Here is a 12,380-nt window from a genome sequence, read left to right as displayed (position 1 = left end):
GGAAGGGTCGACGGCCGTGGATCCCGGCCGAGACATCACGCTAGGCAGTCGTACCGGCTTCGCCTGCTCAACGTTGAGCAGGCCGGTTGCTTGCGGCGCCCGCTCAACCGTGAGCAGACACGCCGTCGGCCGTCCCCGTAGAAACGGGCCGGAACCGGCGATCTCACCTGAGGAGCGAACCGATGACCACGACGGTCGAGCCGTACCGCGCGCTGAACCAATCGTCGCTGCCGTTGGAGCGGGTGCTGCACACGCTCAACTCCGGCTTCATCCTGCACCGGGTCGGCCAGATGGCCTACGGGTTCGCCGCCGAGGGGCGCCAGTTCAGCGTGGACCTGCTGCAGTACATCAACACCTCGCAGGAGGGCGTGGCGACCTCGTTCGCCTTCGAGGAGGTGTTCGGCGGCCGGGACCGGATGCACTGGTTCATCCACCTGAAGTCCCCGCAGGACTACCGGATCCTGCTCAACATGGTCGACCACGACCTGGAGTTCCGCCGGATCTCCGACGAGGACCGGCTGCCGCACAAGGGCGGCGGCAACTGGGACCGCATCTTCGTCCACCGCAGCCTGCACGAGGACGTGCTCGTACCGCAGCACGGGATGGACCACGACGGCGACGACGCGGAGCCGGCGACCTTCGTACCGCCCGCGTCGTCCCAGCTCAACCAGCCGCCGGAGCAGCAGATCAACTCCGCGACCGCGGGCGCGATCGTCATGCGGACCTCGGACGTCAAGTACGAGTTCCGCGAGGAGGGCCGGATGTACGCGGCCCACTGGCAGCACTTCGTCAACGAGCGGCTCGCCGGCCGGGTCACCGCGACGCTGTACGAGCAGACCTGGGGCCAGCAGGACCACCTGTTCCAGCTGATCCATCTGCGCAGCGTCGACGACTACCACGAGCTGGCCGAGCTGGAGCGGAGCAAGGAGATGGCCACCGAGGTGTTCGGCCGGCGCCGGCTGCACGAGTCCAAGGGCGGCGGCACCTGGGACCGGCTGTTCATCGAGGGCAGCATCCGCGACACGCTGCTGCTGCCGCAGGTGCCGAGCGGCGCGGCCTGAGCACCGATGGCGTACCGCACGATCGAGCTCCGGCGCGAGCCCGGGCTGTTGCGCGTCACGCTGGCCCGGCCGGAGCGGCGCAACGGCATCGACGACGAGACACTGCGCGAGTTGCACGCGGCGCTCGACGAGGCCGAGGGCGACGCCGCCTGCCGGGCGGTGGTCCTGGCCGGGCGGGACGGCGTGTTCAGCACCGGGATGGACTTCCAGAGCGCCGCCGGCGACGGTGGCGCCTCCGACGGCGGTGCGGCGTTCTTCGCCCTGCTGGAACGCTTCACCACCGTGCCACGGGTGGTGATCGCCCAAGTGGACGGGCAGGTCGCCGGTGGTGGTGTCGGGCTGGCCGCCGCGAGCGACTTCGTGCACGCCACCGCCCGCAGCACGTTCGCGCTGCCGGAGGCGCTGTGGGGGTTGCTGCCCTGCTGCGTGCTGCCGTTCCTGGTGCGGCGGGTCGGGTTCCAGAAGGCGTACGCCGCGACGTTGAGCACGCAGACGATCTCCGCGGCCGAGGCGTACCGGATCCAACTCGTCGACGAGGTGGCCGAGCGTCCCGAGACGGTGCTGCGGCAGCTGCTGTTCCGGCTCAACCGCCTCGACCCGGTGGTCGTCGGCGACGCCAAGCGGTACTTCCGGGCGTTCTCCGGCGTCGACGACCGGCTGCGCGAGCACGCGGTGACCGAGTTCGGCCGGCTGATGTCGGCGCCCGCGGTCCGGCAGCGGATCACGGAGTTCGTCGCGCACGGCCGCTACCCCTGGGAACGGTGATCGCCGTGCGCGCGTGGGTCTTCCCGGGGCAGGGCTCGCAGCACCCCGGCATGGGCGAGGGTCTCCTGGACCGGTTCCCCGCCGAGTGCGCCACCGCCGAGCGGATCATCGGCGTGCCACCGGCACAGCTGTGCCGGGACGCCCGGGGCGAGTACCTCGGCCGCACCCGTTACGTGCAGCCCGCCGTGTTCCTGGTCAGCGTGCTGGCCGCCCGGGCCGCGCTGGCGGACGGCCGGCCGCCGCCGGAGGTGGTGGCCGGGCACAGCCTCGGCGAGTACGCCGCCCTGCACCTCGCCGGCTGTCTGGACTTCGACAGCGCGCTGAGTCTGGTCGTCCGCCGTGGACGGTTGATGGAGAGCGTGACCGGCGGCGGCATGGTGGCGGTGCTCGGCCTGCCGCTGTCGCGGGTGACGGAACTGCTGGCCGACATCCCGGACGTCGACCTCGCCAACCACAACCTGCCCGACCAGTTCGTGCTGGCCGGCAGCACGGCGGGCATCCGTGCGGTCGTCGACGCCGTGCGGCGGCACGGCACCGGCCGGTGCGTGCCGCTGGCGGTCAGCGTGCCGGCGCACTCCCGGTTCATGGCCGGCGCCGCGGAGGCGTTCGCGGTGGCCCTGCGCGACGTCGCGCCGGCGCCGCCGTCGATCCCGGTGGTGAGCAACGTGACCGGGGCGCCGCACGTGCCGGGCGAGATCCCGGGCACGCTGCTACGGCACTTCGTCGAGCCGGTCCGGTGGTGGGACACGATGTGCCTGCTGGCCCGGTCGGGGGTGACCGAGCCGGTCGAGGTCGGTCCCGGTGAGGTGCTGACCAAGATGTGGCGCCGGGCCGCCGGGAGCCTGCCGGCGCCCGCCCCCGGCGGGCCGCTCGCCCGGGCCGCGCCCGTCCCGCCGCCCACGCCAGCCTCGCCGCCCACGTCGGCCACGCCGGTCGCTCCTCCGGTGCCCTCGCCGGTGGCGCCTCCCGTGCCGCATCCGCCGGCCGCGCCGCCGCGGTCCGAGCCGGCCGCGCGTGGTCCCGCCCCCGGGCCGCCGCCGGCCGCGGCGTCGCGTCCGCGCCCGGCGGGCTCGTCCGGGCTGCGGAACGACTACGGCATCCGGTACGCCTGCCTGGCCGGGTCGTCACCGTTCGGCGTCACGTCACCGGCGTTCCTGCGACGGCTGTCCGGGGCCGGGCTGCTCGGCTTCTTCGGCGCCCAGGGCCTGACCCTGCCGGAGATCCGGGCCGCGCTCGCCGAGCTGCGCGACGTGCGCCGGTACGGCGTGGCCTGGCCGTCCGGTGGCGACGAGCGGGCGCTGTGCGACCTGTACCTCGCCCACGACGTGCGCCATGTGGAGGTCACCGGCCCGCTCGCCGTGGTGTCGCCGCAGCTCGTACGGTTCCGGCACGGCGACGGTCCCCGGCAGGTCATGGTCCGCGCCCCGGATCTGGCCACCGCGGTCCGGTTCCTGCGCCCCGCCGACCCGGCGACGGTACGGGCGCTGACCGCCGCCGGGCACCTGGACGGCGCGTCCGCGGGCGCGGCGGCACGGGAGGCGGTCGCCACCGACGTGGCCGTCGAACGGGACGCGCACGCGCTGGTGCCGGCCCTGGTGGCCCTGCGCGACCGGGAGGCGCCGGGGGCGCGGATCGGGGTGGCCGGGGTGGGCACCCCGGCGGCCGTCGCCGCCGCCTTCGCGCTCGGTGCCGACTTCGTGGTCACGACGACGGTGAACCAGTGCACCGCCGAGGCCGCCACCTCGGACGCGGCGAAGGACCTGCTCGCCGCGCTCGACGTCACCGACGTCCGCGAGGCGCCCGATCCGGACCTGTTCGAGCTCGGCGCGCGGTCTCCGGTGGCGCACCGGGGCACGCTGTTCGCCGCTCGTGCCGAGGAGCTGTACCGGATGTTCCTGCGTTACGACCGGCTGGCCGACGTCGGTCCCCGGCGGCTGGCCGAGCTGGAGCGGACGCACTTCGGCCGCCCGCTGGACGAGGTGCGCGCCGATCTCGGCGTCGCGGGGCGGGACGACCGGGGTGTGCTCGCGTCGGTCTGCGCCGCCTACTGCCGGGAGGCCACCGCCGCGGCCCTGCGCGGCACCCCGGGTCAGCGGCTGAACTACCGGGTGCCGGCCTCCACCGACGTCGGGGCGTTCAACCGGCTCGTCGCGGCGGAGCCGCTGGCCGACTGGCGGGCCCGGCACGCCGAGCTGGTCACCGAGCGTCTGCTCAGCGAGGCAAATTGACCTAAATCCTTAAAAAGACCAGCCGGTTCCCATTCCGCTGACAATCACCCCCTACGAACCGACCCGAGGTCACAAAATGCCTGGTCATTGCTCTGCGTAGACACCCGTCACCCAATTAGTTACGATGGCGGCGGGCATTAATACTGCTCGATCGAGCAGTATGTGCAACCGTCGCCCCACACCCTCCGGAAGGCCCCTTGCATGCATTTGCTTCACTGGATGAACGCGTCCCGAACGTGGAAGGAATCAGACACCACGGATCGATGGACATCGCAGGTCGCACCATGCCTCCACCCGGCCTGACGCCCCTCACCTGCGGATATGTGGCGAACCCGCCCCGACGCCGGGCACGCGGCGCACCGAGGGCGGCCAACGGGACGAACGGCCGGCACGGGCCGTAATGCAATTCCGACAGTATGCCGACAGCACGCTGACAAATTACTTGCCGGCGTTGCGGCTGCACTGTCAACGATTGATAGCGTCACGCATTTAACCAGCGAATGTTCAGGAACCTGACAACACGCCCGAGCACCGACATCGGGCGCCAGGAGGCCTCCTTGCGAATCGCCGGCGCCACCACCAGTTTGCGTAACGAGCTGAATCGGCTGATCCGGGACGACCCGACTTTCGCCGTCCGCACACATGTCCCCCGAGGCGGGGCCGCGTACAACTCCGGCGACCACGATCTGCGGATGTACCTCGTGGAGGTCGGACAGTTCAAGACCATCGCGTCCTCCGCCGACGGCAAGCAGTGCCTGCTGTCGATCCACACCCGGGGCGACATGTTCGGCGAGCTCGGTCTGCTCGGCGGACCACGCCACGACACCGCCCGGGCCATGCGCGACAGTGTGATCAGGAGAGTCAACTCGGCGAAGCTGTTCGACGTCCTGAGCAGCGACGAGCAGCTCAACTGGCACTTCACCCGGTTCCTCATGGCCAAGCTGCTCGACCAGCAGCAGGCCATCACCCAACTGGTCACCATGGACAGCGAACACCGGCTGGCCGCGACCCTGCTGCGACTGGCCCGCAAGGTGGGCCGCCGGCTCAACCTCGGCATGCAGATCGACGCGAAGATCACCCAGGAGGAGCTGGCCAGCATGGTCGGCACCACCCGGTCCCGCGTCGGGCTGTTCCTCAAGCACTTCCGCGCCGCGAAGCTGGTGGATCAGCTGCCCGGCGGCTATCTCCTGATCAACGAGCCGGCGCTGACCCGGTACGTGGAGTGCGGGCAGTACGAGCCCGCCCGGTGGGGCGCCGACCCGATCCGGCCGGTGAACGGCGCGCGCCTGCTGCGCGGCGAACGGGAGCTGTCCGCGTGAGCGCCGTCCTGGTCTCCCTGCACGGAGCCGCGCTGCTCGTGGCGCTCCTGCTCGTCGGCGGGGCCGGACGAGCCGCGGCGCGGCTGTTGCGGCAGCCGCCGGTGATCGGCGAGATCGTCGCCGGCCTCCTCGTCGGCCCGGCCCTCGTCCTGTTCGCCGGTCACGACGGGCTGGCGGCGGTGCTGCCGGAGGACGTACGCGCGCTCCTGCGCCTGGTCGCCGAGGGCGCGCTGGTGCTCTTCCTGGTCGGCCTCGCGCGTGAGCTACGGGTCGGGCCGGCGCGCGACGACCGCAGGCTGGCCTGGGTGACCGCCGGGGCGCTCGTCCCGGCGCTGGTCTGCGGGGTGCTGGTCGCGCTGTGGGTGCAGTTCGTCGCCGGCCCGGCCGTACGCGGCGACGCGCCGATGCCGGCCTTCGTGCTGGGCGTCGCGGTGACGCTGTCCATCACCGCCGTACCGGTGCTGGCGCGGCTGCTGACCGAGCGGGGCCTGACGGAGACGGCGGCCGGGGCCCTCGCGCTGGCCGCCGCCGTGGTCGTCGACGTCATCGGCTGGCTGCTGCTGTCCCTGGCCGTCGGGCTGGGCGCCGGGGACCCGGCGACCTTCGGCCGTGCGATGGCGGTCCTCGCCGGAGCGTTGCTGCTGGCCGGCGGGATCCGATGGGTGCTGCGCCGCGGCCGGGCGGCACTGTGGTGCGGCCGGTGGCCGGCCGCCAGTGCCGTCGTTCTCGGCGTGGTGGCTCTCGTGGTCGGCTTCGGCGTCCACCTCCTCGGGCTGACCGCGGTGTTCGGCGTGATCCTGGTCGGCCTGGCGGTGCCGCCCGGCGAGCCCTGGGACGCGCCGACCGCCGCCGTGTCGCGGCTCGGGCGGTCGCTGCTGCCGATCTTCTTCGTGAGCGCCGGGCTCACCGCGCTGACCGGCGCGGTCGGCAGCACGCCGTGGTCGCTGGTGGTCGTCGTCCTCGCCCTCGGCCTGGTCGGGAAGATCGGCGGAGGCTATCTCGGCGGCCGGCTCGGGGGCTGCGCGCCAGCGGAGGCCGCGCGGATCGGCATCCTGCTCAACACGCGCGGGCTGACCGAGCTCATCGTGCTCCAGGTCGCGTTCCAGGCCGGCATCCTCAGCCCGCCGCTGTTCCTCGCCCTGCTCGTCATGGCGCTGGTCACGACGCTTCTCACCGGCCCGCTGCTGTCGCTGGCGGACCGGTTCGGTCAGGGCGCCGACGCCGGCGACAGCGCCTCGGGCGCCGTGTCCGGCCCGTCAGTGGCGAGCCCTCGATGACGGGTACGCGGTCAGGCCGCCGCCATGTCGCGCAGCTTCAGCACCGAGCGCCAGTTGCGGGTCGTCCCAACCACGCCGGTCTTCTTCTCCACGAAGGCGTTGCTGAGCTTGCTGCGCCCGTACCCGTCGGGAACGTGCACGAACACGTCCCGGCCGAGCAGCGTCAGCGTGCCGGTCTCGCCGGGCGGGGCGGCGAGCGCCGCCTGCTTGTCCGCGCCGGGATCGCTGCTGAGCATCGTGACGAGCAGCTTCGTGTGATCGGTCTGCACGTCGAGGTACGGGTTGGCGGCGATCATCGCGTCGAGTTCGGCCAGGCTGCGCAGCAGCACCGGCACGTCGCGGCCCCACCGCTGCTTGATGCCCCGGTCGATCTCGGCCAGGATCGCGACCTCGTCGGTCTCGGGGCAGCCGAACACGACGTTGCCGCTCTGGATGTACGTCGCCACGCCGTCGAAGCCGCAGGAGACGAAGACCTCTTTCAGCTCCGTCATCACCATCGAGCTACCGCCACCGATGTTCACCGCGCGCAACAGAGCGACGTATCTCGTCATGACCCGGGATGGTAACCGGCCGGGCCGGTCGCGGGCGCTCAACTCTGAGCAGACACGCCCGGCCCGGGGCCGTACAACGTCAGGGACCGCGACGGTGAGGAATCCACGAAGAGGAGAGGCCCGAGGATGATCACCACGGCGGTCGGCATCGAGGATCTCCACGTCTACCCCGGGCGGGCGTACGTCGACGTGCCGGGCCTGTTCGAGGCGCGCGGCCTGGACCCGTCGCGGCTGCCGAACCTGATGATGCGCCGCCGGTCGGTGAGCCTGCCCTGCGAGGACCAGGTGACCCACGCCGTCAACGCCGCCCGGCCGCTGGTCGACGCGCTGTCGCCGGAGCAGCGGGAGGCGATCGAACTGGTGGTGGTGGCCACCGAGTCGGGGCTGGACTTCGGCAAGCCGATCAGCACCTACGTCCACGACCTCCTCGGCCTGCCGCCGCGCTGCCGGTCGTTCGAGGTCAAACACGCCTGCTACGGCGGCACCGCGGCCCTGCAGAGCGCGGCGGCGATCATCGCCGCGAGCCCGGCGCCGGACGCGCGGGCGCTCGTGGTCGCCACCGACATCGCGGGCGTCGCGGCGGCCGGCAGCTACTTCGAGCCGTCGGAGGGCGCCGGCGCGGTCGCGATGCTGGTCAGCCGGACGCCCGACGTGCTGCGGCTCGACCTGGGCGCCAGCGGGTGCCACACCCAGGAGGTGATGGACACGCTACGGCCCCGGCCGGACGTCGACGTGGTGAACTCCGACCTGTCCCTGCTCGCCTATCTCACCTGCCTGGAACGGTGCTTCGCCGCCTACCGGGACCGCGTCGAGGGCGCCGACATCGTCACCACGTTCGACCACCTCGTCTTCCACATCCCCTTCGCCGGGATGGTCAAGGGCGCCCACCGCACGCTGCTGCGCAAGACCAAGGGCATGGCACCGGCCGACATCGACCGGGACTTCGCGGCGCGGGTCGCCCCGTCGCTGTCGTACACCAGCGAGATCGGCAACCTCTACTCCGGTTCGCTCTACCTCGCCCTGTGCTCGCTGATCGACCACGCCGACTTCACGGTGGCCCGCCGCATCGGCCTGTTCTCCTACGGCTCCGGCTGCGGGTCCGAATTCTTCAGCGGGGTCGTCACGGAGCGCGCCGCCGGCCGGCTCGCGGCCCGCCCGCTCGCCCGCGCCGTCGAGGAGCGCCGCCGGCTCACCGTCGCCGAGTTCGACGAGTGGAGCCGGCACACCGCCGACCGTGCCTTCGGTGTCCGCGACGCCGTCCTGGACACCGGCCCCTACCGGTCCGTGCTGGACAGCCACGTGGCCGGCCGGGGCCTGCTGCTGCTCGACCGGATCGAAGACTTCCACCGCGTGTACCGGTGGAGTTGAGCGCGCCATCCGAGGGAGGACCCATGAGTGTGCCCACGTCCGCGGTCGTCGTGCCCGACCTGCTCCGGCACCGCACCGGCCTGATGCCCGAGCAGGAGGCGATAAACGTCCGCGGCAAGACGGCGATCACCTACGGCGACTGGGACCGGCGCTCGAACGCCGTCGCCCGCGCGGTGCTCGACCGGCTCGGCGGCACCGGCCGGGGCGCCCGGGTGGCGCTGCTGTTCGGCGGCGACGACTGGATCGACTACGCGGTCGCCTACCTCGGCGTGCTCAAGGCCGGCGCCACCGCCGTACACGTGAACGACACGATGCCGGCGGTGGAGCTGCGCCGCCGGTTCGACCAGTGCGCGGTGGCCGGCGTGATCCGCGGCGCGGCGCTGCCGCCGTGGCGGGACGACGCCGGACGCTGGTCGGTGGTCGTCGCGGACCTCGACCAGGGCGACAGCGGCGCCGTCGACACCGGCGTCACCCCCGAGGACATCTCCGACATCCTCTACACCTCCGGCACCACCGGCCCGGCGAAGCCGTTCACCAACCCGCACGGCAACCTGACGTACGGGCGCGGATCCGCCGCCCTCGGGCAGCTGGTCGACCCCGCGCCGCTGCTCGCGCCGATGCCGCTGGGCACCACGTCGAGCGCGACGACCGTCGCGGTGCTGGCCACCACGACGCCGTCACCGCTGATCGTGTGCTCGCCGGACGACCCGGAGGAGATCGCCCGCCTGCTCGCCACGCACGGCTGCGCGACGCTCATCCTGACCCCGTGGACCGCGATCCGGCTCGCCGCCATCCGCCCGCAGGACCGCTACGACCTCGGCTCGGTCAAGACCATCGGCAACGCGTCGGCGATCATGCCGCCGCGCATCGCCCGCGACCTGCTCGCCGCCATGCCCAACGCCACCATCGCCAACGCCTACGCGCAGTCCGAGGCGGTGCCGGCGATCATCCTGGGCAACGTCGACCCGGACCGGCCGATGTGGCTGGGACGCCCCGGACGCGGCACCGAGATGCGCGTCGTCGACCCGCAGGGCGAGCCGCTGCCGCCGGGCGAGCTCGGCGAGGTGTGGCTGCGCTGCGAGGCGCCCAAGCGGCTGTACCTCGACCAGGCGCTCAACGCCCGCGTCCACGCCGGCGGATGGACCCGCACCCGCGACCTCGGACGCGCCACCGCCGACGGCGAGCTGTTCCTGTTCGACCGGATGACCGACGTGATCACCACGGACGGGAAGCTCGTGTCGTCGCTGGAGGTCGAGGCCGCGCTCTACGACCACCCCTCGGTACGCGAGGCCACGGTCATCGCGCTGCCCGACCCGGAGCACGGCGAGATCGTCGCCGCCGTCGTGGCCGCCGATCCGGCCCTGGACGACGCGACGCTCGCCGCGTTCCTCGCCGAGCGGCTGGAGCCGCACCAGGTTCCCGCCCGCATCCACCGCCTCGACGCGCTGCCCCGCGGCGGCACCGGCAAGGTGCTCAAGTTCCAGTTGCGGCAACGCTTCGCCGGCTGACCGTCGCGATCGTCGCCGGCGCGCGGCCTCCGCCGCGTACCCTGTCGGGGCCGGTGACGGCGCGAGCCGGCTGCCGCCGGCCACCTCGGCCACCGGGGTGATCGGGCCCTGAGCGGTGGCCACGGACAGACATCGAGGTTGGAGATGCCGCAGCTGAACCCGGTCGCGGCGCAGCGCGCGGAGGCCGTCGCCGTCGCGGCCCTCGCCGTCGTCGTGACCGTCGCGGCCGGGTACCCGTGGTGGTCGCTGCTCGCCCTGTTCCTCGTCTTCGACCTGTCCATGCTCGGCTACCTGCGCGGGCCGCGCGTCGGCGCCACCTGCTACAACGTGGCGCACTCGTACACGTTGCCGGCGGTGCTCGGAGCGGTGGCCGTGGCGGCGGCCGCGTCCGGCGACCGGATCGACTGGCTCGGCGTCCTGGCCGTCGCGTGGGTGTTCCACATCGCCGTCGACCGCGCCCTGGGCTACGGCCTCAAGACGACCGAGGGGTTCGAGCACACCCACCTCGGCCGGATCGGGAAGGCCCGCCGTGCCGGACCGTCCACCGGCGAACGCTGACGGCCCAGGTCACGGGCGCGTCGGCGGGCAGTTCGCGCTCGTCAGCCGCACCGAGTACTCGCGGTCGTCGGACGTGATCCCGGAAGGTACGCCGTCGAAGTACGCCTCCACCTTCTCCCAGCCCCGGCGCTGCTCGTAGTGCAGGTGCGGGGCGCCGGAGTTCCCGGTGCTGCCCACACGCCCGAGCTGGTCGCCCCGGGCCACCCGCTGCCCGGCCTTCACCGACGGCGGTTCGAGCAGGTGCAGGTACTGCGTCTCCCACTTCCCACCGTGGTCGATCTTGACCCAGTAACCGCCGCCGCGTCCCCGCGGCCCGTCCGGATCCTCAGGGGTACGACCGCCCAGCGAGCCGTTGATCCCCGCCACCGTGACGGTGCCGGCGGCGGAGGCGAGCACCGGCCGTCCCCACGCCTCCCCGGAGGTCGGGAAGAGGTCGACGTCGTAGTCGTCGTGCCCCGGATAGGTGGACAGGCGCCACGTCTCGCCGCAGGCCACCGGAAGCTGGAAGTCCGGTCGCGGGCCGGGTGGCCGCACCAGCGGCACCACGACCGCCGCGGCGGCGGCGAGCACCGCGAGGACGCCGACGACCAGCAGGACGCGCGGGGCGCGGCGGCGCGGGCGGCCGGAACCGTGGGGACGCTCGGTGGTCATCGTTTCGAGCATGACAGGCGGCGCTGTGCACAGCCTGACCGGCTCGGCTTCCGGGCATCCGTCCGGGCCTCAGCCCAGCTCGACGACGGGCCGGGTCAGGATCTCGTCGGCGTACCCGTCCTCGGAGGCGAACCACCGGCCGAAATCCTCGTCGCGGTACGCGGTCGCGCTGGTGAGCCAGCCCAGGAAGAAGCCGCTGCCGCCGCAGGTGGCACCGCCGCCGTCGCCACCACAGACGACGGTGCGCTCGGTCGTCACCTCGTGCCGGTAGGGATCCTGCCCGATCGCCAGACCCCAGAGGTTCTCCTGCCGGTGCGGGCCGGTCCTGTGGTCGTACGGATAGCCGTCGTCGGGGCAGTCGTCGCCCCAGCGGAACAGGGTCGTCGCACCGGCGCCACACGCCCACTCCCACTCGTCCGGGGTGGCCGTGCGCAGGCCGAGGCTCGCGAGCCCGGCCATCGCCTCGTCGTAGGAGACCTCGCGAATCGCCCGGGCCCGCACCACCTGTCCGGTCCGGTCGAACTCGACGGTCAGCCCGTCACCGCCCGATCCGACGGTGCGCACCCCGCCGACCCGCCCACCGGCCGACGCGACCAGTTCCCGCACCCGGGGGTCGTCCGGCGCCAGCGGAATCTCGCACGGGTCGAACGCGTCCACCGCGACCAGCATGGCCGGCATGTCGACGTCGCGTACCGGCGAGGTCATGGCCTCGACGTACTCGGTCAGGGACGGAAGCCCGAACTCGGCGGCGCTGTCGGCGTAGTCGGCGGTCTGGCGCGGGCCGGGCCGGAACCGGCCCGCGTCGTAGCCGAGCGCCGGCCGGCCGCCGGGTACGAGCGCGAACCGCATCCCGCCGCGGTCGAACAGCGCCGTCCGGTGCGACCGCCCCGCGTACGACGTATTCCGCACGGCGGCCACCGTCAGCTCGTGCCGCGCGGCGATGTCCTGGGCCAGCCGGCCGGCAGCGCCGTCGGAAAGAGCGTTCCACTGCGAGAAACTCAGATCGGCGTACGACACCGCGACAGAATAGCCACGGACTCCGACAACACCGGATCACGCCGACATGAGCTGCCGCGCGGCGCGCCACGAACCCT

11 protein-coding genes are annotated in these 12,380 nt (G+C 72.9%); 8 read left to right on the top strand and 3 right to left on the bottom strand.

The window, feature by feature from the left end; translation table 11 throughout:
- Positions 1-182: 182 nt before the first annotated feature.
- The 5 genes from ACN27C_RS20835 to ACN27C_RS20815 all read left to right on the top strand — a co-directional run bounded on the left by ACN27C_RS20835 (position 183) and on the right by ACN27C_RS20815 (position 6,650).
- Positions 183-1,061 carry a DUF6039 family protein gene (locus tag ACN27C_RS20835; RefSeq protein WP_120569398.1) on the top strand — a complete coding sequence of 293 codons (879 nt, stop codon included), beginning with the start codon at positions 183-185 and terminating at the stop codon, positions 1,059-1,061.
- A 6-nt stretch (positions 1,062-1,067) separates the two neighbouring features.
- Entirely contained in the window at positions 1,068-1,826 is a 759-nt protein-coding gene (locus ACN27C_RS20830) for an enoyl-CoA hydratase-related protein (protein ID WP_422747516.1), read from the top strand.
- Between the two features lie 5 nt (positions 1,827-1,831).
- Positions 1,832-4,054, top strand: a complete 2,223-nt coding sequence (locus ACN27C_RS20825) for an acyltransferase domain-containing protein (RefSeq protein WP_422747514.1) — start codon at positions 1,832-1,834, stop codon at positions 4,052-4,054.
- Positions 4,055-4,554: 500 nt separating this feature from the next.
- Positions 4,555-5,373 (top strand): Crp/Fnr family transcriptional regulator, encoded by an 819-nt coding sequence (locus tag ACN27C_RS20820; RefSeq protein WP_255499003.1) that lies wholly within the window; start codon positions 4,555-4,557, stop codon positions 5,371-5,373.
- Positions 5,370-6,650, top strand: coding sequence for a cation:proton antiporter (locus ACN27C_RS20815; protein WP_422747512.1), 1,281 nt, complete (start codon positions 5,370-5,372; stop codon positions 6,648-6,650). The genes ACN27C_RS20820 and ACN27C_RS20815 overlap by 4 nt, the downstream gene beginning before the upstream one ends.
- An 11-nt stretch (positions 6,651-6,661) precedes the next feature.
- On the opposite strand, the gene ACN27C_RS20810 is transcribed toward ACN27C_RS20815, so the two are convergent.
- Positions 6,662-7,201, bottom strand: a complete 540-nt coding sequence (locus tag ACN27C_RS20810; protein WP_120569394.1) for a DUF1697 domain-containing protein — start codon at positions 7,199-7,201, stop codon at positions 6,662-6,664.
- A 126-nt stretch (positions 7,202-7,327) separates the two neighbouring features.
- Between ACN27C_RS20810 and ACN27C_RS20805 the strand changes: the two genes are divergently transcribed.
- The 3 genes from ACN27C_RS20805 to ACN27C_RS20795 all read left to right on the top strand — a co-directional run bounded on the left by ACN27C_RS20805 (position 7,328) and on the right by ACN27C_RS20795 (position 10,635).
- Positions 7,328-8,569 (top strand): hydroxymethylglutaryl-CoA synthase family protein, encoded by a 1,242-nt coding sequence (locus ACN27C_RS20805; RefSeq protein ID WP_422747509.1) that lies wholly within the window; start codon positions 7,328-7,330, stop codon positions 8,567-8,569.
- Between the two features lie 23 nt (positions 8,570-8,592).
- Positions 8,593-10,077 (top strand): class I adenylate-forming enzyme family protein, encoded by a 1,485-nt coding sequence (locus ACN27C_RS20800; protein ID WP_350814796.1) that lies wholly within the window; start codon positions 8,593-8,595, stop codon positions 10,075-10,077.
- Positions 10,078-10,221: 144 nt separating this feature from the next.
- A complete protein-coding gene (locus ACN27C_RS20795; protein WP_422747507.1) occupies positions 10,222-10,635 on the top strand; it encodes a DUF4260 domain-containing protein in 414 nt (137 codons plus the stop codon).
- A 9-nt stretch (positions 10,636-10,644) separates the two neighbouring features.
- On the opposite strand, the gene ACN27C_RS20790 is transcribed toward ACN27C_RS20795, so the two are convergent.
- Both ACN27C_RS20790 and ACN27C_RS20785 read right to left on the bottom strand, forming a co-directional pair.
- Positions 10,645-11,286, bottom strand: a complete 642-nt coding sequence (locus ACN27C_RS20790; RefSeq protein ID WP_358171493.1) for a M23 family metallopeptidase — start codon at positions 11,284-11,286, stop codon at positions 10,645-10,647.
- Positions 11,287-11,355: 69 nt separating this feature from the next.
- A complete protein-coding gene (locus ACN27C_RS20785) occupies positions 11,356-12,303 on the bottom strand; it encodes a hypothetical protein (RefSeq protein ID WP_422747504.1) in 948 nt (315 codons plus the stop codon).
- Between the last annotated feature and the right edge of the window lie 77 nt (positions 12,304-12,380).

Source organism: Micromonospora sp. WMMD1219 (genome assembly GCF_049315215.1).
Taxonomy (GTDB): Bacteria; Actinomycetota; Actinomycetes; order Mycobacteriales; family Micromonosporaceae; genus Micromonospora; species Micromonospora tulbaghiae.
The sequence above is the reverse complement of the archived record's forward strand: the minus strand, read 5'-3'. Positions and strand labels throughout refer to the sequence as shown.